Origin of the sequence: Massilia niastensis DSM 21313, from assembly GCF_000382345.1 — a bacterium.
Classification (GTDB): domain Bacteria; phylum Pseudomonadota; class Gammaproteobacteria; order Burkholderiales; family Burkholderiaceae_D; genus Telluria; species Telluria niastensis.
Window position 1 is genome coordinate 57,937 of the sequence record NZ_KB908095.1, and the last position, 19,549, is coordinate 77,485.

The following is a 19,549-nucleotide window of genomic DNA, read 5'->3' on the forward strand; positions in this document are numbered from 1 at the left end:
CACGCTGGAGATTAACCGATAATCCCTGCGACTGCCAGTTGGGTGCCCGTGAAATACTGTACAGATAGACAGTATAACGGGGCCGCCCCGAGACCTGCAAGTTCAGCCCATCAGCGCCATGCCGGTCGCCGCCACCACCGCGACGATCAGGCTCAGCATATGCAGCATCATCAGGGCGATCCAGCGCAGCCCGGTGACCAGGCGGCTGCCGCCGTACACGCGCCGCATCGCGGTCGGCAGGTAGAATACCAGCCAGCCCATCGTCAGGAGACGCACGAAGCTCCATCCGTCCGGAGTCAGCATGAACACGCTCAGCATGACGAAGGCGAAGGCATTGCTGTGCAGGGCGAACAGGAAGTGTTCGCCGTAACGCCGCCTGGTGCCGAGATAGAGCAGCTTGAGGAAGAGCGCGAACACCGGCATCAGCAGGAAGATCGCGTAGGGGGCGTAGCCGAAGAAGGCGCGCTTGGTGGCGGTGTTCTGCTGTTCGGTGGGCAGGTCGAAGAATTTTTTCGTGTTCGCGCCGAGCTGTGGATTGATGGAACCAAGCTTCTCGATGGTGTTGCGCTGGAAGCTGTTGTATTCCTCCCTGTCGTTTGCTTCCTTGACTTTGGCATCCTTCGGCTGCCTGGCGCCAACCAGTGTGCTCACCGCCGGACGCGCCGCATCCCGGCCGCTGTTGCCGAAATTGACGATATCCACGCCGCTCATCTTGAACAGGGCAAAGAAGATGATGCTGAAGGTCAGGTACAGGCGCAGCGGCTCGATGTAGCGCACGCGCCGGCCTTCGATATATTCGCGGCTCAGGAAACCCGGCTTGAACAGCAGCAGCGCCAGCGACTTCCACAGCTTGCCTTCCAGCGCGACGTAATGGGCGATGAACTCGTGCAGGAATTCGCGCGCGCTCGGCACGTGCAGGTGGGTCGCCTGGCCGCACTGCTGGCAGAAATTGCCGCAGGTAGCGGCGCCGCAGTTCTTGCAGCAGGTGGCGTGGCTGGGAAGGGCTTCGGATTTCAAGGTGTCGAGGATGAAAAACGGACAAGCCTGCATGGTAGCGATTTAATTGCAAAAAAGCATCATCCAATTGCGCGACTGTCTCGCCCGCGCACAGTTAGGATTGACGAAACGGAAAGCAAAGGAGAGCAACATGGTTACCGAAACCAAGGACCGGTTCGTCAACACCAAGGAACCGATGCAGAACGACGGCGTCAAGCGCCAGCCCCACGAGCGCGACGAGAGCCCGGATGGGCAGGCCCAGGAACCGCGCGGGGTCATCAAGCAGGCGGCCAAGGACCTGGAACAGGGCCTGGTCGATACCGATGCGCGCGCCACGCCGGGCATTTCCGAAGCCGTCGAGCCGGCGCCGGGCGCCACTGGCCAGGCCAAGCCGCAGCCGGACCGGCACCGTTCGATGCGCGACCACGATGCGTCCACGCCGGCGCCCGACAAGAAACCCTGAAAGGAAAACACATGACGATCAAACGCAATGGCAGCGCCGTCTGGAGCGGCGGCATCAAGGATGGCAAGGGCGCGATCTCGACCGGTAGCGGCGTGCTCAAGGATACGCAATACGGCTTCAACACCCGTTTCGAGGACGGCCCGGGCACCAATCCCGAGGAACTGATCGGCGCCGCCCACGCGGGCTGCTTCACGATGGCCCTGTCCGGCAAGCTGGAGCAGGCCGGCCTGAAGGCGCAGGAACTGCGCACCACCGCCACCGTCTCGCTCGACAAGGTCGACGGCGGCTTCTCGATCACGGCGGTGCACCTCGACCTGGTCGCGAAGATTCCGGGCGCCAGCCAGGAAACGTTCGACAAGGTGGCCAAGGATGCCAAGGAAAACTGCCCGGTCTCCAAAGTGCTCAACGCCACCATCACCCTGGACGCACGCCTGGAAAGCTGAGCCGGATCGCGGACGGGCGTGCGGACCGGCACGCCCACCCCGGCAAGGATCGCAGCAAACGCATAAAATTGCCGCTTTCCTGATGATCCACAAGGACACCTCACCATGCGCATCCTGCACACCATGTTACGGGTCGGCGACCTGCAGCGTTCCATCGACTTCTACACGAACGTCCTCGGCATGAAGCTGCTGCGTACCAGCGACAACCCGGAATACCAATACAAGCTGGCCTTCCTCGGCTACGGCAGCAACCCGGAACACGCCGAGCTGGAGCTGACCTACAACTACGGCGTGGACAGCTACGACATGGGCACGGCCTACGGCCACATCGCGATCTCGGCCGACGACATCTACGCCACCTGCGACCAGGTGCGCGCGGCCGGCGGCAACATCACGCGCGAGCCGGGCCCGGTCAAGGGCGGCAGCACCGTGATCGCCTTCATCACCGACCCGGACGGCTACAAGGTCGAGCTGATCGAGCGCAAGGATCACCAGGGCGGCGGCGGCCTGAGCAGCTGATACCGGCAGCGCTCCGGCCAGCAGGGCGCGGCGCCGCAACGGCCGCTGCGCCTGTTTCATCTCATCCGGTCGCCTCGCGCGGCCTTGCCAGGGCGCCCTGCCCTGCGCCCGCTTCACCCCCTCAGAATATTTCGACAAAGCATGATCAAGCTCATGCCTCCAGTCACCATCGTCTTGCCCGGCTCCTTTAAGATCGACCGCTGAGCGACCTCTGCACGAAGTGGCCGCCATGAAGCCGCTCCGATCGTTGACTATGCAAAGGAGTCTTTCCGATGAAAGCGCTTCCGGACCTTGCGTCGCTGGGCCTGTTCGGCACGGGCCTGAGCCAGCATGCGCGCCTCGTCACGCTGGCGAGCGCCCAGCCGGGCGGCCTGCCCGATTCGCTGGCGGCCGAGCAGTTCACGGGCCGCGAGGCGGTCAATGAACTGTTCCGTTTCGACGTCGACGCGCTCAGCACCTCCACCGACCTCGATCTGTCGCTGTTCATCGGCGAGGAACTGACCCTCGGCCTGCTGCAGCCGGACGGTGCGCGGCGCGCGTGGCACGGCACCTGCACCGCGGCTTCGTGGCTGGGCGCCGACGGCGGCGTGGCGCGCTACCGCCTGCGGCTCGAGCCCGCGCTGGCGCTGCTGGCGCTGCGCCGCGACAGCCATGTTTTCCAGGACCGGAACGCACGCGACATCGTCACCGAACTGCTGGCCGACTATCCCCAGGTGCGCTTCGACTTCGATCTCACGCAGGCGCTGGCGGCGCGTCCCATCTACACGCAGTACCGCGAGAGCGACCTCGATTTCTTCATCCGCCTGCTCGCCTCCGAAGGCCTGAACTGGCGCTTCGAGCACGACCAGGCCGAAGGCCGGGGCGGCGCCGGCCATGGGCAGGCCCGGCATCGCCTCGTCATCTTCGACAGCCGGGCCCTGGCGCCGCGCATGCCGGGCGGGGAGGTGATCCGCTTCCATGGCGTGCGCGCGACCGAGCGCGACGACGCCATCGACGCCTTCCGCGCGCGGCGCAGCGTGCAGGCCAACGCCGTCACGATCAGCAGCTGGGATCCGGCGCAGCTGTTCGCGCCAGGCGCCGAGCAGCATTCGCACCTGGATGCGGGCGAGCTGCCGGCAATGCAGGTCTACGACGGCAGCGGCGAGCGCATCGCCAGCGACAGCGCGGCCGCCAGGACGCACAGCGAACTGATGCTGCAGGCGCTGGAACTGCACAACAAGGTATTCGAGGGCGATGGCGCGGTGCGCCGGCTGGCGGCGGGTTGCGCATTCCAGCTCACCCAGCATGACCGCTATCCGGAGGGCGACAATGCCTTCAAGGTGCTATGGGTGCGGCATGAGGCGCGCAACACCTTCCGGACCGGGATTGCCGGCGCCACCGGAGCCGGCGTCGACAACGGGACCTACCGCAACAGCTTCGCCTGCGTGCGCGAGACCGTGGCCCTGGTGCCGCGCGCAACGGCGGCGCCGCATCCCCGCAGCGCGCCCGGGCCGCAGACGGCGCTGGTGGTCGGCCTGCCCGGCGCGGTGTCCACGACCACGCGCGACCACCAGGTGAAAGTGCAGTTCCCGTGGCAGCGCGGCCTGGCCGCGAACCCCGGCGGCATGGCGCACGACCTGGATGCGCAGGGCAACGCGCCCGGCAACGACGCTTCCGGCGCCTGGGTGCGCGTGGCCGAAGCGCTCGCCGGGCCGAACTGGGGCACGGTGTTCACGCCGCGCATCGGGACCGAGGTGCTGGTCGATTTCATCGAAGGCGATATCGACCGCCCGGTCGTCGTGGCCCAGCTGTACACGGGATCGGACCTGCCGCCGTTCGCGGCCGGCGTCGATTCCGGGGCCGACCATCCGGGTGTGCTGTCCGGGATCCATACCGTGAATGTCGACGGAGGCGGCTACAACCAGTGGGTGCTGGACGACAGCACCGGCCAGCTACGCATGCGGCTGGCAAGCAGCAGCGCCGACTCGCAGCTCAATCTCGGCTACCTGGTGCAGCAGTCGCCCCACTCGGCGCAGCGCGGCGCGTACCGGGGCAGCGGTTTCGAGCTGCGCACCGATGCCTGGGGCGTGCTGCGCGGCGGCGAAGGCGTGCTGCTCTCGACGCATGCGCGGCCCGGGCTGGGGAGCGGGATCACGTCGACGCAGATCGACGTGGCCGAGGCGCTGGCTTCGTTCAAGGCTGCGCAAGCCCTGAACGGCACACTGGGTGACGCGGCCACGCAGCAGCAAGCCCTGTTCAGCAAGGATGCCGCCAGGGCGCTGGAGGAACTCATCGAGCGGATCGATCCCAAGGCCAAGGGCAGCTACGAAGGCGCGGTCGATGGACAGGCGGCGCTCAAGGCGGGCAGCGGCTCGCGCGAGCTCGATCCGGAGCAGCCGGTGGAAAAGTTCGGTGCGGCGCTCGTGCTGATGGATTCGGCGGCCGGCATCAACTGGGCGACGCCGGCATCGACCGTGATCTACGCAGGCCAGCAGCTGCACTGGAGCACGCAGTCGGATCTGCACATGGCGGCCGCGCATACGGTGTCGGCCGTGGCTGGGAATGCCGCCAGCTTCTTCACGCATGCGGGCGGGATCCAGGCGATCGCGGCGAACGGGCCGGTATCGCTGCAGGCGCATACGGATCAGCTGGAAATCCTGGCGGACCAGGAGATCACGGTGATTTCGGTGAATGACCGGATCGAGATCAAGGCCAGGGAAAAGATCGTGCTGCAGGCGGGACAGTCCGCGATCACGCTCGAGGGGGGAAATATCACGTTTGCCTGTCCGGGGAAATTCACGGTCAAGGGTGGGCAGCATGTGTTCGACAAGGGCGCGCGGAAAGCCGCCGATCTGCGCAGCTTGCCAGGCGAGCCTGAAGAAGAGGCGCAGCACTGGATCGCCCTGAACTATGTCGACGCCGAGCTTGGGGAAGGCATCCCGGATGCCGAGTATGAGATTCACTTCAAAGGCGGCCCCGTGATCTCCGGCACGCTCGACAAGGACGGGAAAGCACTGCATGAAAACATCGCAGACAAGCCGGTTGCGAAAGTCATCTACAAGCCGCGCAAGCCACAAAAAGAAACACCGCACGACCCTCTTCAAAGTTTGATCCGCTGACCCTGCTGTTCTTCACGATAGCTTACCGTCGGAGCAGATATTCATGGCCGAGATAAACACGACGCAAATGCGGGATGCGCTGGCGTGGGCAACGAATGAACAAAAAACCGAAGAGGAGATTGCAGGAAATCCCTGGGAATGGTTCTGGCAGGCCGTTCAAGGAGATTTCGATGAGAACAGGTCGACCGGGCAGATAGTGCTCGATGCGGCAATCTCGATGATTCCGTTAGTGGATCAGGTATGCGATGTTCGCGATCTGATCGCGAATTGCAAGAAATTGCGAGAAGACGTCATTGACAAATGGGCGTGGATCGCATTGGTTCTTACATTGATAGGACTATTCCCGTTTCTCGGGTCTCTTGTGAAAGGTGTATTGAAGGTATTCTTTGCCTTCGTACGAAGAGCGAGCGGACAAGCAATCGAAAGCGCTGTCGATAATGCGATGACGTGGGTCATTACTCTGCTGCGACGAGAATCATTCCAGCGCTATCTACATCAACACAAGGTCGATGAAGTTTTTTCTTGGTTATCCCAAGAAATCAAGGCAATCAAGTCAAAAATCAGACCTAACGAACTCATACAGGCCTTTGATGCTGGAATCCGGACGCTACGTATACTGGTTGCAAAGGTCGAGCTTATTCCCACAGTCGGACCGAAAGCAAAGAAAACGCTCGAGATCGTCCTATGGGTACGTTCACGAGCGCAAGAAGGAATGACAGAGGTGATCGCAACTATCGATTCAGTCATGAATAACATTGCCCACAGATTAGAACGAGAAACATTGAAATCCCGACAGGGGATAGTAAATGTCAGCAATGTCCATTATCGAGGAACTCTTCCGGAATCGACAGCAATCAGCCTTATGCGCACCCCGCACCCGAGGCCCGGATGGCTTAATGAAGGAACAAAGCTTCCTTGGCGGCGTCAAAAATATAAAGACGTGGAGTTGAAAGTTGCAGAAAAAGTGCAAGATGGATGGCCGCCATTAAACGAAGATAATATCAAGTCATTCCATAAGATGGAGACTGAAGAGATAAAAGGTCCGGCCCGCCTCTACCGGATCGTGTCACCGAATAGTCGCGCAATGAGCGATTGCTGGATCAGTGAGGAGGTCTTCAAGAAAATCCAGAACTCCCCCCATCCCCGAGAAGCATGGCGCAAGTACCTGGCCGTATGGCCGGATTGGAACGCTAATGGACAATTTGTAATCTTCGACATAAAGCCTGGTGAATCCATGAAAGTCTGGCGAGGCCCGGCCTCCAGCCAAACAAAAGACAATCTCGCCAATCGTTACCTGGAAGGAGGCTGGGAACAAATCGTTTTCAATGTAGCCAGGAACGATCCTCGAAATGACATTATGCTCTATTACAGGAAAACGGGAAGCAACAAGGACATCCTCAACGACGCCATCGATCAGAATGAATACAATAAGTTGGATGAGTTGCAAAGAAAAGAATATACCGGAATTCGTGAAGCCATAAAACATCCAAGCATCAACGGCCCATTTGAGACGGGATGGGGATATATCGACTTTAATGGCAGCGGGCTTGAATACAAAATAGGCTTACCATCATTGCCCGGACAGTTAACGACACTGAGGAAATAAGATAAATAATGTATTCAACCGAGTCCACCAATCCTAATTATGACCATTATGAAGACACATTCCGAGCTAACCTTGTGGCAGAAAAAACAAGCCTCTCTGCTCTATTATTTCTCATCGATGGACTATTTAAAAGGACTAAAATTCCGCTTGGACGCACTAATGGGAATTACTGACGATACGTTGAAAAAAAGTCGCGAAGAGAAGCGGGACCAGTGGTTACGGAGCCCTCAGTGGGGAGATCGCAATACGACCGAGAATTGGGCTAATAATGCATGGGGCTTTCTTGCCGACTTTCGACAGTCCGTAACAAGAGATATCGCAGATCGAGCATTAAGCATATATCATGTAACAGGCACATACCAGTGTGGACGCGGAATGTCCGAATATTCAATGCTATGGACCACGCCCGAAGAACAGGAAAAGTTCGATGCAGCATTCGCTGAAATTTCTCGATATGCAGGAAATATCGATGACACGATGGATAAAACCGGTGGATCGAACGAATGGACTGATTTCGGCTTGACTCTTGAGTGGACAAAGCAGAGAGAGCACTTTCCCATGCTGCCGAAGTTTCGCGTTTGGACTGACATTACTGCGGAGAGCGGCACCCTCCCTCCTAAAACAGGCGTCTATGTATCGGTAGATGATCCGCATGCATCCCTGCAGTTTGCCTGGGTCGGCTCACCAAACGGAAGACTTGTGGACTGTACATCATTTAATGATTTGGGTAAGACTGCGCTAGCTGCAGTAGGCAGATCACGGCTTTGGGTGGATGAGAAGGCTATGCTCGACTTCGTATTTGCGAATCTGTCCAACCCTGCTCTTTCAAGCGATCCTTTCTTCAAGGACCCGCTAGTCCCGAAGTCGGTTCCCAGCCTGGTTGCTCGCAATGCATTTACATCGCATCCCTCACAATGGTGCTATGTCGAACTCTTGAATGGCGAATTTGAGCCGGTAGAGATAGAGACCGAACACAACAGCCATGAACAACACCGGTTTGCGTCAGGAACCACATGTCACGACAACGGCTTTTACTTCACCCCGGCACAGGTTGATTCGCGGCGCCGATTTGAAAGGGGCGATGTTTTTCCAGACTTAGGTTCCACTTACGGAAAAGTAATTTGGCAGTGGGATGCGAAGCAAAATTGACTCATGTCGTAATCAGAGAAAATCGAGCCGTAAGCGTCCGTATAAGCTCAGTCAAGAAGGGATCATCTATGACGCCGACCTATCAGCTGACACCATGGCAGAAAAAGCAAGCAGCTCTGCTGTATTATTTTTCTTCGATGGAGTATTTAAAGGGTTTGCAAGAACGTCTTCATGCGCTCATGGGGGTCACCGAAGACACCGTCCGCAAAAGTCGCAAGCAAGGAAGGAACAAGAACACCCTTGCCCCCCTTCAGCAAGAGCCTGACCGCAAAATCAGCAGCTCTTCAGCAAAGACTTTGAGGCGCTGCTACAATTTCCCCGCCTGCTAACACAGGCATCCATTTATTCATACGTCTTCGGGGCGGGGTGCGATTCCCCACCGGCGGTATGGCCTAACGGTCGAGCCCGCGAGCGCCTGCTACAAGCAGGGTCAGCAGATCTGGTGAGAGGCCAGAGCCGACGGTATAGTCCGGATGAAAGAAGATGTGCGTTGTCATGCGCTTTGCCTGCTGCCGCCACGCGGCCAGCCGAAGTGCGCGTATTCGCTTGCCCTGATGCGTTTTTCGCCAACTTATGCGAGGAGCGTCTCACATGTTAGTCAATTCCTACACCCTCCACAGTACCGACCTCGAAGGCCGCATTGCCGCCGCCCTGGACGCCATGCGCCTTGGCGTGCCGGTGATCCTGCTCGACGACTTCGACCGCGAGAACGAGGCCGACCTGATCGTCGCGGCCGAAAAGCTCAGCGTCGAGACCATGGCCCTGTTGATCCGCGAATGCAGCGGCATCGTGTGCCTGTGCCTGTCCGACGACAAGGTGCGCGCGCTGGAGCTGCCGCCGATGGCCGCCGAGAACGGCAGCCGCTACGGCACGCCGTTCACGGTGTCGATCGAGGCGCGCCATGGCGTGAGCACCGGCGTGTCGGCGGCCGACCGCGTCACCACCATCCGCGCCGCGATCGCGCGCAATGCGCAGCCGGATGACCTGGTGCGTCCGGGACATGTGTTCCCGCTGCGCGCCACCCCGGGCGGGGTGCTGGCGCGCGCCGGGCATACCGAAGGCTCGGTCGACCTGGCCAAACTGGCCGGGCTGCAGCCGGCTGCGGTGCTGTGCGAGCTGATGAACGCCGACGGAACCATGATGCGCGGCGAGGCGATCGAGCAGTTCGCCGAAGAGCGCGGGTTCCCGATCCTGACGATCGCCGAGCTGATTCAATGGCGTAAGGCGCGCGCAGCGTAAGCGGCGGGGTACTCCAAAAAAAGAAAAACCCGGATACCGGCAAGCCGTCTCCGGGTTGTCATCACGCGGCACGCCGTCACGGCGTGCGCCGGATCACTTCGCCAGCAGGTTATTCACCGGCACCAGATCCGCCTCGCGCAGCGAGCCGGCGGCCGCCTTCAGGCGCAGGCCGTTGAGGATGGTGTCATAGCGTGCGCGCGACAGGTCGGTGCGGGTCTGGTACAGCTGGCGCTGCGCATTCAGCACGTCGATGTTGATACGCACGCCCACCTGGTAACCGAGCTTGTTCGATTCCAGCGCCGACTGGCTCGACACTTCCGCCGCTTCCAGCGCCTTGACCTGGGCCAGGCCGCTGTTCACGCCGAGGAAGGACTGGCGCGCCTGCAGCGCCGCGTTGCGGCGGGTGGCTTCCAGGTCGTTGCGCGCCTTGTCTTCCAGCGCGATCGATTCGCGTACGCGGCTGGTCACGCCAAAGCCGCTGAAGATCGGCACGCTCCACGTCACGCCGATCGCGTTGTTCTTGGTCACGCCCGAGCTCTGGGTGCTGCCGTCGATGTCGCGGCGGGTCGAGGTGGCGATCAGGTCCAGGGTCGGCAGGTGGCCGGCGCGGTTGCGCGAAATGTCGCGCTTCGCCGATTCCACCGACAGTTCCTGCACCGTCACGCCGTAGTTCTGCGTTTCCGCCGACGACACCCACGGATCCACCGTGGCCGGCTGCGGCGGCGCCAGGGTGATGCCCGGCTTCAGCGGCGCCAGCGTGGCCGGCGCGCTGCCGATGATCGCCTGCAGCGCATTGCGCTTGTTGTCCAGGTCGTTGATCGCGGCGAATTCCTGCGCCATCACCAGGTCGTACGCGGCCTGCGCTTCGTGCGTGTCGGTGATGGTCTGGGTGCCGACCTCGAAGTTGCGCTTGGCCGAGGCCAGCTGCTCGGTCACCGCCGACTTCTGGGCGCTGGTCGATTCCAGCTTGTCCTGGGCCGCCAGCACTTCGAAGTAGGCCGAGGCCACGCGTGTGATCAGGTCCTGCTGCGCCTGGGCGAACTGCGCCTCGGAGATCGCCTGCTGCAGCTTGCTCTGCTGGTAGGTCTGCCAGCGGTCCCAGCGGAACAGCGGCTGCTGCAGCGACAGCGTGTACTCGTTGGTGCGCAGGTTCGCGCCGGTGCCGAAGACGCCCGGGGCGCCCTCGTTCCACGGCGAGAAATCATTGTCGTTCTTGGTGTAGTTACCGCTGACCCCCACCACCGGGAGCAAGCCTGCACGCCCCTGCGTGATCCGTTCCTGCCCGGCCGACAGGGCCGCGCGCGCGCTCGCATACGTCGCGTCGTTGGCCAGAGCCTGCTGGTACACCTGGATCAGGTCGGCCGCGCTTGCGTTGAGCGAGAAAAACGCGCTGGCGAGCAGCACGGCGATAAGGGGTTTCTGCATTGCTTTCTCCACAGGAGTCATCAAAAGTTAGGAACCAGGTCAGTACTTCGGCATCGAAGGATCGACCTGCACGGCCCAGGCGTGTACTCCGCCCGTCAGATTCGTTACGTTGCTAAATCCGTTTCGTTCGAGGAAAGCAGCAACCTGCATGCTGCGTGCCCCGTGGTGGCAGATGCACACGATCCCGCGGTCGTCGTCGAGCTCGCCGACACGAATCGGGATCAGGTGCATCGGAATCTGGACCGAGCCTGCGATATGGCAGGTCTCGAATTCCCAGTTTTCGCGCACATCGAGCAGCAGCGGCTGCTCGCGCGCCGGGTCGGCCAGCCAGGCGGCCAACTCGGGAGCAGTCATTTGTTGCATCGCAGTTCCTTAGAACGTGAAGCGCGACGGCGCCGGGGCGCCGGTCAGCGGCTTGACGTCGGTCTCGAACACCTTGACCGAGTCATAAGCCGTTTCCGACGTGCGGGTGATGATGTTGCAGCTCATCGCCGGCGCTTCGCCCAGGATCACCGCCATGCGGCCGCCGACCTTGACCTGCTTGAGCAGGGCGTCCGGCAGCACCGGCAGCGCGCCCGACACCACGATCACGTCGTACGGCGCGCCCTTGGGCCAGCCCTCGGCGCCGTTGCCCTGCTCGACGGTCACGTTGGTGACGCCGGCCTTGGCCAGGTTCCGTTCGGCCAGCGCCTTGGTTTCCGGCAGGAGTTCGACGGCGGTCACATGGCGCGCGCGATGCGCCAGCAGCGCAGCCATGTAGCCCGAACCGGAGCCGATCTCGAGGACGTTCTCATGCTTCTTCACCGCGATTTCCTGCACGATGCGCGCTTCCATCTTCGGCGTAAACATCGCTTCGCCACCCGGCAGCGGGATCTCGATGTCCGCAAACGCCAGGTTCTGGAAGGCTTCCGGCACGAACTGTTCGCGCTTGACCACGTGCAGCAGGTCGAGCACGTCCTGGTCCAGCACGTTCCACGGACGGATCTGCTGTTCGATCATGTTGAAGCGGGCTTGTTCGATATTCATCTGAGTTCTCGGTGGAAAAATAAATAATCCGATATTTTATCGTTGAACGGCCTCAGGACGCACATCTTAACGATGGGGCGCCAGGACCGCGGGAAATTGCGACAGTCTGCAGTTTGGAGGGAATGAACGCCAGAAATACGGACTTTGGCGTGATGGCAACTTACCGGACAGCCGGGATCAGCCCGTGCAGGGTGATATCGAGGAAGGCTTCGAGGAAGGCTTCGGGCTGCAGGTCGCAGCGCTCGCAAGGCGCGATGCTGTGCTTCCAGGTCGACAGCATCGTCATGGGCGCGATCAGCACCTGGGTCACCTGGGGAATGTCGAGGGCGCGGAATTCGCCGCGGTTGACGCCGCGCTCGAGCATGCTCGAAATCATGCGGGTGCCGCGGTACATGACCTCTTCCCGGTAAAAACAGGCCAGCTCCGGGAAATTGTCCGCTTCCGCCATGATCAGCTTGCTGATCCCGGAGGCCTTGGTGCTGCCGATCCGGCGCCACCACGACAGGATCACATGGCGCAGCAGGTCGGCGCTGTGGCCGTCGAACTCGGCCACCGACAGTTCGGCCTCGCCGATCATCGGCACGATGCTCTCGCGCACCACCGCCTTGAACAGTTCTTCCTTGTTGGCGTAATACAGGTACAGCGTACCTTTCGATACACCGGCCTTGCGCGCCACGTCTTCCAGGCGCGTCGCAGCGAAGCCGCGCTCGACGAACAGGTCAATGGCAGCAGCGAGCAGCTCCTGGGGACGGGCGTCCTTGCGGCGCTCCCAGCGCGGTTTGCTGTCGAGTTGACATTGCATGTTTCAACCTAGAAACTATTTTATGATCATCAACTATAGAACGCTGTTAACTGCCCAGTCAAGCAAAGAATGCGTCCCAGGACGCGACACGGGCGCCCGTCAGCTCAGGCGCTCCCCGGACCATAGATGCGCCCGTTCGCGCACGACTGGTACAGGCTGCCGTCCGGATTGTGCGGCGGGGCATCCCGCTGCTGGCGCGACACCTGGAAGACCGACAGCCGGTCCGACAGCCTGGGCATCAGTTTTTCCATGACGGTGTCGACGGTCGCCATGAAACCGACGCGTACGGTGCGCATCGGCACGACCGCCGCGTTCAGGATGGCGGCGGCGACCTGGTGCGGATCGACCTGGGGCGAGGGCAGCTTCGGCTCGCGGTCCATGTAGTTGCGCGCATGCTGGGGCAGCGGCGTGTCGACCGGGCCCGGTTCGATCAGGGTGATCGATACCGGCGCCTCGTCGACCTGTTCGATTTCGACACGCAGGGCGTCGGTGAAGCCCTTGACCGCGTGCTTGCTGGCCGTATACATGCCCTGCATCGGGATCGTCACCTCCGAAGCCTCGCTGCCGACGTTGATGAGCGCCCCGCCCTGCAGCTTCAGGTGCGGCAGCGCGGTCAGCGAGCCATGCACCATGCCCCAGAAATTGATGTCGAACAGGCGCCGGCTGTCCTCCTCGGACACTTCGTCGAGCCGGCCGTAGATGGTGCCGCCGGCATTGTTGACCCAGGTATCGATGCGGCCGAAGCGCGCGATGGCCATCTGCGCGATGCGCTCGACCTGGCTGCGCTCGGACACGTCGGCCACCACGCCGATCGCCTCCTGGCCGAGCGCGTTCATGCCCGCCACCACCGCATCGAGCACGTCGGCGCCGCGCGCGGCCAGCACCAGCTTCACGCCCTGCCTGGCGGCGTCCTGCGCGGTCGCCAGGCCGATCCCGCTGGTGGCCCCGGTGATGACCATGACCTGCCGGTTCAGGGGTTTGAGTGGACTGGTGGACATCGATGCCTCCGCTGTCTGCGCCGCAGCTTGCCGGTTTATTTTTCAATAACGACAACGTAGCAGGATTTCCAGCAATGAAGCGCCCGGTTAGGACCCCGTTGCGATGTATACTGGCGCCCAGCCTTTGCTACGATCATGAGCACCTCCACCACCCCTTTCGCATGCCGCCCGCGCTGCGGCGCCTGCTGCACCGCCCCGTCCATCACCAGCCCGATTCCAGGGATGCCGCACGGCAAGCCTGCCGGCGTGCGCTGCATTCAGCTGGGCGAGGACGAGCGTTGCATGATCTTCGGCAAGCCCGAGCGTCCGGCCTTCTGCGGCGGGCTGCAGCCCTCGAGCGAGATGTGCGGCGCCAGCCGCGAACAGGCGATCCACTGGCTGGGCGAACTGGAGCAGGCGACGGCGCCAGGATGAATCAGGCGGCCATGGCGTGGTCGGTGCGTACCGACTGGACCTTGCGGAACAGGGCCCCCAGGGTGAGTCCGTCGTACCAGCCCTCGGCCAGCATCACGCCATAGCGCTTTTGCAAGGCTGTCGCCAGCGTTTCGATGTCGGCCACGTCGGTGGGGCGCTTGTGGGGATGGGCGGCACGGGAAATGCCGAGTACTTCGTCGTCGGGGCGAAAGCGCAGCCGGTCGCTGTCACGGAATGAAAACGCCGATACCACCAGGGCGAGGAATTCGCGAATGTCCTTCCGCGATGCGCCTGGGAACGCGCGCCGCCAGACCCGGCTTTGGCAGGTCCGGTAACGCAGTGAATTCGACAACTGACCCCGGAAGACCGCCACGGCGGCCACGGCAAGTACGAGAACTATGAGAATACTCATGCACTTCAGTCTAGCACGCTCCGCGCGAAGTTGCGCACGCCTGGCAGCGATAAATGCAAGCATCCCGGCCGTCATCGAATGGCAACGCGCCACCAATAAAATACAGTGCCCGCCACGGATGAGCCGTCGGGCCAGGCCCTGCTCGTGGTAAGCTTCGACCCCGCGCAGTTTTCTTCCACGGAACACTTCGAGATCACTTTAACAAGCTTCATGGATATTCTTCTCGCCATCAAGGCGATCATCATGGGCCTGGTCGAGGGCTTCACGGAATTCCTTCCGATTTCCTCCACCGGTCACCTGATCCTGGCAGGCAGCCTGCTCAATTTCACCGGCGAGAAAGTCAAAGTCTTCGAGATCGCGATCCAGGCCGGGGCGATGCTGTCCGTGATCTGGGAATACCGCGAGCGCATCGCGCGCGTCGTGCAAGGCCTCGGTTCCGACCCGAAACAGCAGCGCTTCGCCACCAACGTGCTGATCGCCTTCCTTCCGGCGGCCACGCTCGGCTTCCTGTTCAACGGGGCCATCACGGCCCGGCTGTTCGCGCCCGTGCCGGTGGCCACCGCCTTCATCGTCGGCGGCCTGGTGATCCTGTGGGTCGAGCGCCGCAACAATGGCAGGACGCAGGCGGCGCGCATCGAGTCGGTGGACGACATGAGCCTCCTCGACGCGCTCAAGGTCGGCCTGGCGCAGTCGTTCGCCCTGATTCCGGGCACCAGCCGCTCGGGAGCGACCATCATCGGCGGCATGCTGTTCGGCCTGTCGCGCAAGGCCGCCACCGAGTTCTCGTTCTTCCTCGCGATCCCGACCCTGCTGGGCGCCACCGCCTACTCGGTGATCAAGCAGCGCGAGCTGCTTTCCATGGCCGACCTGCCGATGTTCGGCCTGGGCGGCCTGGCCGCCTTCGTCTCGGCCTTCCTGTGCGTGCGCTGGCTTCTGCGCTATATCAGCACGCACGACTTCACGATCTTCGCCTGGTACCGTATCGTATTCGGTATCCTGGTCCTGGTAACCGCCCATTTCGACCTCGTCAGCTGGGCTGAATAAACAAGCCATGAATTCCGATATCAGCGCGCGCGCGCTCCACCTGCTGCAGACGGTCTTCGGCTATCCCGCCTTCCGCGGACAGCAGGCCGACATCGTCGAGCACGTGGCCAGTGGCGGCGATGCGCTCGTCCTGATGCCCACCGGCGGCGGCAAGTCGCTGTGCTACCAGATCCCGGCCCTGCTGCGCGACGGCGTCGGCGTGGTGGTCTCGCCGCTGATCGCCCTGATGCAGGACCAGGTCGACGCCCTGGCCGAAGTCGGCGTGCGCGCGGCTTTTCTCAACTCGACCCAGACCTTCGAGGAAACCCTGCGCATCGAGCGCCTAGTGCGCACCGGCGATATCGACCTCGTCTACGTGGCGCCCGAGCGCCTGATGACGCCGCGCTGCCTGGAACTGTTCGAGGCCTCGCACATCTCCCTGTTCGCGATCGACGAGGCGCACTGCGTGTCGCAGTGGGGCCACGACTTCCGGCCCGAGTACATCCGCCTGTCGATCCTGCACGAGCGCTTCCCGCAGGTGCCGCGCATCGCGCTCACCGCGACCGCCGACCAGCAGACCCGCGCCGAGATCGCGCACCGCCTGCAGCTGGAAGAAGCGCGCCAGTTCGTGTCCTCGTTCGACCGTCCGAACATCCGTTATTCCATCGTCGAAAAGACCACCGGCCGCAAGCAGCTGCTCGACTTCATCACCTCCGAGCACGCGGCCGATTCCGGCATCGTGTATTGCCTGTCGCGCAAGAAGGTCGAGGAGACCGCCGATTTCCTCAACGAGAACGGCATCCGCTCCCTGGCCTATCATGCCGGCATGGAACACACGGTGCGCGCCGCCAACCAGGCGCGCTTCCTGCGCGAAGACAACATCGTGATGGTGGCGACCATCGCCTTCGGCATGGGCATCGACAAGCCCGACGTGCGCTTCGTCTGCCACCTCGACCTGCCCAAGAGCATCGAAGGCTACTACCAGGAGACCGGACGCGCCGGCCGCGACGGCATGCCGGCCAGCGCCTGGATGGCCTACGGCCTGCAGGACGTGGTGCTGCAGCGGCGCATGATCGACGAATCGGAGGCCGACGAAACCTTCAAGCGCGTGCTGTCGATGAAGCTCGACGCCATGCTCGGCCTGTGCGAGACGCTCAGCTGCCGCCGCATGCGCCTGCTCGACTACTTCGGCGAACGCTCCGGCCCCTGCGGCAACTGCGACACCTGCCTGATCCCGCCGGTGTCCTTCGACGGCACGGTGCCGATGCAAAAGCTGCTGTCCACGGTCTACCGGGTCGACCAGCGCTTCGCCGCCGGCCACGTGATCGACGTGCTGCGCGGCGCCCAGACCGAGCGCATCAGCCAGTGGCACCACGACAAGCTCACCGTGTTCGGCGTCGGCGCCGACCGCTCCGAGCAGGAATGGCGCGCCATCGTGCGCCAGGCGATCGCGCTGGGCTTCGTCACGGTCGACCACGACGCCTTCAGCTCCCTCAAGCTCACCGACGCCGCGCGCCCGGTGCTCAAGGGCGAGCAGAAGGTGCAGCTGCGCCAGTACCAGAAACCGGTCAAGGCCAAGCGCCCGGCCGCCTCGCGCTCGGGCTCCAGCTTCGAGGAAATCGAACTGTCGCGCTCCGAGCAGGCGATCTTCGACAGGCTGCGCTCGTGGCGCATGGGGACCGCGCGCGAACACGGCGTGCCGGCCTATGTCGTGTTTCAGGACGCCACCCTGCGCGAGATCGCCAAGGTCAAGCCGACCTCGCTCGACCAGCTGCGCGGCGTCACCGGCGTGGGCGAGAAGAAGCTGGTGTCGTATGGCGACGAGATCGTCGCCCTCATCGGCGAGATGATGTAGCCCGAGGCTTCATTCGCGGAACAGGTGGGTGAAGCTGCGGCTGACCGGGAGCGTTTCCTCGCTCCCGCGCAGCAGCACCTGCATCCGTTCCGCATCGATCCGTTCCGCTGCCGCGATCGCGTTCACGTTCACCAGGGTTCCCCGGTGAATCTGCCAGAAACGTTCGCCATCCAGCCCGCCCAGCAGATCCTTCAGCGGGATCCGCACCAGCGCTTCCGACCCGGCCAGCACCACCCGCGTGTACTTGCTGTCGGCCTGGAAGAACAGCACCTCGTCGACGTCGATCAGGCGGATCTGCTTGCCGACGCTGGCCTTGATCCACTTGATCTTTTCCTGCTTCGCTTCCGGCGCCGCCGCCTTCAGCTGGCGCAGCACGGCGCCCAGGTCGGCCGGCCGGCTGCCGAGCTTTTCGCGGATGCGCGCCACCGCCTTGTCCAGCCGGCCCGGCTGCACCGGCTTGAGCAGGTAGTCCACCGCGCCGGCGTCGAAGGCGTCCACCGCGTACTGGTCGTAGGCGGTGACGAACACCACGTGGGCCAGCTTGCCGATCCGCTCCGCCACCTCCAGCCCCGACATGCCGGGCATGCGGATGTCGAGGAACACCACCTGCGGCTCGTGCTCCAGGAAAGCGTCCCAGGCGTCGTTGCCGTTTTCGGCGACCGCCACCACCCCGGCCTGCGGCCAGGTGGCCGCCAGCATGCCGAGCAGGCGTTCGCGCATCAGCGGTTCGTCTTCCGCCACTAGTACCGTCACCTTCGTCATCGGGCTTCCTTGCAGGGGATAAGGATCTCGGCCACCAGGCCCGGATCGGCTTCGCTCAGCGCCAGGCCGGCGCCGTCGCCATAGGCCAGGCGCAGGCGCTGCCGGATGTTTTCCAGTCCCATGCCGGCGCCGGGCGTATCGCTCATGCCCACGCCGCTGTCGCGCACCCGGATGCGGACCCGGTCCGCATCCCCTTCGGCCGAGACGTCCACCTCGCCGCCGCGCAGGGACGGTTCGATGCCGTGCTTGATCGCATTCTCGGCCAGGGTCAGCACGATCATGCTCGGCACGCATATCCCTTCCAGGGCGGAGGGCAGGTCGATACGCAGGTGCAGGCGCTCGCCCATCCTTGTCTGCATCACGCGCAGGTAGGATTCGACCAGCCGGAACTCCGCCTTGAGGCTGACCTGTTCGCAGCGCATGTCGCTCATGCTGGCGCGCAGGAAGTCGATCAGGTTGGCGGTCAGCTCGGCGGCACGGGGGGCGCCCTGCTCGGCCAGCTGCTGCACCGCGCCCAGCGTATTGAACAGGAAATGCGGCTCGATCTGGGCGCGCAGCAGGCGCAGCTGCGATTCGCTCAGTTCGCGCGCCAGGCGCTCCTGCTCGGCATCGCGCTGGAGCCGGGCGGTGAGCGTCTCGTAATGGCGATTGCGCATGACCGCGAGGACGATCAGGGGCCCGGCAAACAGCAGGCCGGGCACCAGGGTCACGGTGGCCACGATCCTGGGCAGCCTGTCGAGCAGGATCTCCCAGGATTCGCCCTTTTCGAACATCGCGACCGCGCTGCCGAACAGGCCGCCCGCCAGCGCCAGGCCGACGACAGCCGCGAACGTCCTGAGCTTGTGACGGGCGATCCTGGGGTAGTTGAACCAGACTGTCGTGAGCGCCATGACCATGGCCAGGCCGACGGCATTGGCGCCGAACATCGTGTGAGGCCAGGGAAGATTGGGCAGGAAAGCCAGCTTGAGCACGGCGCCCGCCAGCGAGGACACGAGGCACAGCTTGAGCAGCGCAAGGATCAACCTGCGCCCACGGTAGGTGACCGAGAAACGGTGCAGTTCCTGGCGCTCGATCGGCGACAGCGCGGCCAGCTTGCAGGCGAAGTAACGGCGGTAGCCTTCCGGCGCGTGCGCGGCCAGGCTCGGCTGCTGAAGCACGGCCAGCTGTTCCTCTTCCCACGCGCGCCACCACTTCCAGAATTTTCCCCACATGGCTCCTCCGTACTCGTTAATGTATAGCAACGAGACCAGTCTAGGCATCCTGGGGCGGAGAGAAAAGCGGGCGGTGACGAACGACGAAGGCGGATGGTCGAACGACGA

At 62.9% G+C, this 19,549-nt stretch carries 20 protein-coding genes and 1 riboswitch; of the genes, 11 read left to right on the forward strand and 9 right to left on the reverse strand.

Going from position 1 to position 19,549, the window contains the following annotated elements; translation table 11 throughout:
* Nucleotides 1-102: 102 nt before the first annotated feature.
* The gene (locus H162_RS0113450; RefSeq protein ID WP_169444492.1) at nucleotides 103-1,017 is read right to left on the reverse strand and encodes a DUF3667 domain-containing protein; all 915 of its coding nucleotides are present in this window, start codon (nucleotides 1,015-1,017) and stop codon (nucleotides 103-105) included.
* 130 nt (nucleotides 1,018-1,147) lie between these two features.
* Here H162_RS0113450 and H162_RS30805 point away from each other — a divergent pair, with 130 nt between their 5' ends.
* From H162_RS30805 to ribB, 8 genes are all read left to right on the forward strand, one after another.
* Nucleotides 1,148-1,459, forward strand: a complete 312-nt coding sequence (locus H162_RS30805) for a hypothetical protein (RefSeq protein WP_020654000.1) — start codon at nucleotides 1,148-1,150, stop codon at nucleotides 1,457-1,459.
* Between the two features lie 17 nt (nucleotides 1,460-1,476).
* A complete protein-coding gene (locus tag H162_RS0113460) occupies nucleotides 1,477-1,902 on the forward strand; it encodes an OsmC family protein (protein WP_040787357.1) in 426 nt (141 codons plus the stop codon).
* Between the two features lie 105 nt (nucleotides 1,903-2,007).
* A complete protein-coding gene (gene gloA, locus H162_RS0113465; RefSeq protein WP_020654002.1) occupies nucleotides 2,008-2,421 on the forward strand; it encodes a lactoylglutathione lyase in 414 nt (137 codons plus the stop codon).
* Nucleotides 2,422-2,693: 272 nt separating this feature from the next.
* A complete protein-coding gene (locus H162_RS0113470) occupies nucleotides 2,694-5,519 on the forward strand; it encodes a type VI secretion system Vgr family protein (RefSeq protein WP_020654003.1) in 2,826 nt (941 codons plus the stop codon).
* A gap of 43 nt (nucleotides 5,520-5,562) precedes the next feature.
* Nucleotides 5,563-7,125 (forward strand): hypothetical protein, encoded by a 1,563-nt coding sequence (locus tag H162_RS33225; RefSeq protein WP_084677013.1) that lies wholly within the window; start codon nucleotides 5,563-5,565, stop codon nucleotides 7,123-7,125.
* A gap of 39 nt (nucleotides 7,126-7,164) precedes the next feature.
* Entirely contained in the window at nucleotides 7,165-8,274 is a 1,110-nt protein-coding gene (locus H162_RS34020; protein ID WP_156885596.1) for a hypothetical protein, read from the forward strand.
* A gap of 68 nt (nucleotides 8,275-8,342) precedes the next feature.
* Nucleotides 8,343-8,603, forward strand: a complete 261-nt coding sequence (locus H162_RS34025; protein WP_156885597.1) for a hypothetical protein — start codon at nucleotides 8,343-8,345, stop codon at nucleotides 8,601-8,603.
* Nucleotides 8,604-8,622: 19 nt separating this feature from the next.
* A riboswitch (FMN riboswitch) is annotated at nucleotides 8,623-8,763 on the forward strand.
* Nucleotides 8,764-8,865: 102 nt separating this feature from the next.
* Entirely contained in the window at nucleotides 8,866-9,513 is a 648-nt protein-coding gene (gene ribB / locus H162_RS0113480) for a 3,4-dihydroxy-2-butanone-4-phosphate synthase (protein ID WP_020654005.1), read from the forward strand.
* Between the two features lie 93 nt (nucleotides 9,514-9,606).
* On the opposite strand, the gene H162_RS0113485 is transcribed toward ribB, so the two are convergent.
* The 5 genes from H162_RS0113485 to H162_RS0113505 form a co-directional block, all read right to left on the reverse strand.
* Complete coding sequence (locus H162_RS0113485) at nucleotides 9,607-10,938, reverse strand: TolC family outer membrane protein (RefSeq protein ID WP_020654006.1); 1,332 nt, start codon at nucleotides 10,936-10,938, stop codon at nucleotides 9,607-9,609.
* Nucleotides 10,939-10,977: 39 nt separating this feature from the next.
* Nucleotides 10,978-11,301 carry a rhodanese-like domain-containing protein gene (locus H162_RS0113490; protein WP_026354608.1) on the reverse strand — a complete coding sequence of 108 codons (324 nt, stop codon included), beginning with the start codon at nucleotides 11,299-11,301 and terminating at the stop codon, nucleotides 10,978-10,980.
* 9 nt (nucleotides 11,302-11,310) lie between these two features.
* Entirely contained in the window at nucleotides 11,311-11,964 is a 654-nt protein-coding gene (locus H162_RS0113495; RefSeq protein ID WP_020654008.1) for a protein-L-isoaspartate O-methyltransferase family protein, read from the reverse strand.
* A gap of 160 nt (nucleotides 11,965-12,124) precedes the next feature.
* Nucleotides 12,125-12,766, reverse strand: a complete 642-nt coding sequence (locus H162_RS0113500) for a TetR/AcrR family transcriptional regulator (RefSeq protein WP_020654009.1) — start codon at nucleotides 12,764-12,766, stop codon at nucleotides 12,125-12,127.
* A 104-nt stretch (nucleotides 12,767-12,870) separates the two neighbouring features.
* The gene (locus H162_RS0113505) at nucleotides 12,871-13,764 is read right to left on the reverse strand and encodes an SDR family oxidoreductase (RefSeq protein WP_026354609.1); all 894 of its coding nucleotides are present in this window, start codon (nucleotides 13,762-13,764) and stop codon (nucleotides 12,871-12,873) included.
* A 135-nt stretch (nucleotides 13,765-13,899) separates the two neighbouring features.
* Between H162_RS0113505 and H162_RS0113510 the strand changes: the two genes are divergently transcribed.
* Nucleotides 13,900-14,178 carry a YkgJ family cysteine cluster protein gene (locus H162_RS0113510; RefSeq protein WP_020654011.1) on the forward strand — a complete coding sequence of 93 codons (279 nt, stop codon included), beginning with the start codon at nucleotides 13,900-13,902 and terminating at the stop codon, nucleotides 14,176-14,178.
* Nucleotide 14,179: 1 nt separating this feature from the next.
* On the opposite strand, the gene H162_RS0113515 is transcribed toward H162_RS0113510, so the two are convergent.
* The gene (locus tag H162_RS0113515; RefSeq protein WP_040787363.1) at nucleotides 14,180-14,590 is read right to left on the reverse strand and encodes a hypothetical protein; all 411 of its coding nucleotides are present in this window, start codon (nucleotides 14,588-14,590) and stop codon (nucleotides 14,180-14,182) included.
* A gap of 210 nt (nucleotides 14,591-14,800) precedes the next feature.
* Between H162_RS0113515 and H162_RS0113520 the strand changes: the two genes are divergently transcribed.
* Both H162_RS0113520 and recQ read left to right on the forward strand, forming a co-directional pair.
* Complete coding sequence (locus tag H162_RS0113520; RefSeq protein WP_020654013.1) at nucleotides 14,801-15,634, forward strand: undecaprenyl-diphosphate phosphatase; 834 nt, start codon at nucleotides 14,801-14,803, stop codon at nucleotides 15,632-15,634.
* A gap of 7 nt (nucleotides 15,635-15,641) precedes the next feature.
* Entirely contained in the window at nucleotides 15,642-17,468 is a 1,827-nt protein-coding gene (recQ, locus tag H162_RS0113525; protein WP_020654014.1) for a DNA helicase RecQ, read from the forward strand.
* A gap of 9 nt (nucleotides 17,469-17,477) precedes the next feature.
* On the opposite strand, the gene H162_RS0113530 is transcribed toward recQ, so the two are convergent.
* Nucleotides 17,478-18,230, reverse strand: coding sequence for a LytR/AlgR family response regulator transcription factor (locus tag H162_RS0113530; protein ID WP_020654015.1), 753 nt, complete (start codon nucleotides 18,228-18,230; stop codon nucleotides 17,478-17,480).
* A complete protein-coding gene (locus H162_RS32665; RefSeq protein WP_051109928.1) occupies nucleotides 18,227-19,441 on the reverse strand; it encodes a sensor histidine kinase in 1,215 nt (404 codons plus the stop codon). Before H162_RS32665 ends, H162_RS0113530 begins: the two co-directional genes overlap by 4 nt.
* Between the last annotated feature and the right edge of the window lie 108 nt (nucleotides 19,442-19,549).

Coding starts and splice junctions, on each gene's coding strand:
- H162_RS30805 (WP_020654000.1), top strand. CDS start 1,148: ATGGTTACCGAAACCAAGGACCGGTTCGTCAACACCAAGGAACCGATG.
- gloA (WP_020654002.1), top strand. CDS start 2,008: ATGCGCATCCTGCACACCATGTTACGGGTCGGCGACCTGCAGCGTTCC.
- H162_RS0113470 (WP_020654003.1), top strand. CDS start 2,694: ATGAAAGCGCTTCCGGACCTTGCGTCGCTGGGCCTGTTCGGCACGGGC.
- H162_RS33225 (WP_084677013.1), top strand. CDS start 5,563: ATGGCCGAGATAAACACGACGCAAATGCGGGATGCGCTGGCGTGGGCA.
- H162_RS34020 (WP_156885596.1), top strand. CDS start 7,165: ATGACCATTATGAAGACACATTCCGAGCTAACCTTGTGGCAGAAAAAA.
- H162_RS34025 (WP_156885597.1), top strand. CDS start 8,343: ATGACGCCGACCTATCAGCTGACACCATGGCAGAAAAAGCAAGCAGCT.
- ribB (WP_020654005.1), top strand. CDS start 8,866: ATGTTAGTCAATTCCTACACCCTCCACAGTACCGACCTCGAAGGCCGC.
- H162_RS0113485 (WP_020654006.1), bottom strand. CDS start 10,938: ATGCAGAAACCCCTTATCGCCGTGCTGCTCGCCAGCGCGTTTTTCTCG.
- H162_RS0113490 (WP_026354608.1), bottom strand. CDS start 11,301: ATGCAACAAATGACTGCTCCCGAGTTGGCCGCCTGGCTGGCCGACCCG.
- H162_RS0113495 (WP_020654008.1), bottom strand. CDS start 11,964: ATGAATATCGAACAAGCCCGCTTCAACATGATCGAACAGCAGATCCGT.
- H162_RS0113500 (WP_020654009.1), bottom strand. CDS start 12,766: ATGCAATGTCAACTCGACAGCAAACCGCGCTGGGAGCGCCGCAAGGAC.
- H162_RS0113505 (WP_026354609.1), bottom strand. CDS start 13,764: ATGTCCACCAGTCCACTCAAACCCCTGAACCGGCAGGTCATGGTCATC.
- H162_RS0113510 (WP_020654011.1), top strand. CDS start 13,900: ATGAGCACCTCCACCACCCCTTTCGCATGCCGCCCGCGCTGCGGCGCC.
- H162_RS0113515 (WP_040787363.1), bottom strand. CDS start 14,590: ATGAGTATTCTCATAGTTCTCGTACTTGCCGTGGCCGCCGTGGCGGTC.
- H162_RS0113520 (WP_020654013.1), top strand. CDS start 14,801: ATGGATATTCTTCTCGCCATCAAGGCGATCATCATGGGCCTGGTCGAG.
- recQ (WP_020654014.1), top strand. CDS start 15,642: ATGAATTCCGATATCAGCGCGCGCGCGCTCCACCTGCTGCAGACGGTC.
- H162_RS0113530 (WP_020654015.1), bottom strand. CDS start 18,230: ATGACGAAGGTGACGGTACTAGTGGCGGAAGACGAACCGCTGATGCGC.
- H162_RS32665 (WP_051109928.1), bottom strand. CDS start 19,441: ATGTGGGGAAAATTCTGGAAGTGGTGGCGCGCGTGGGAAGAGGAACAG.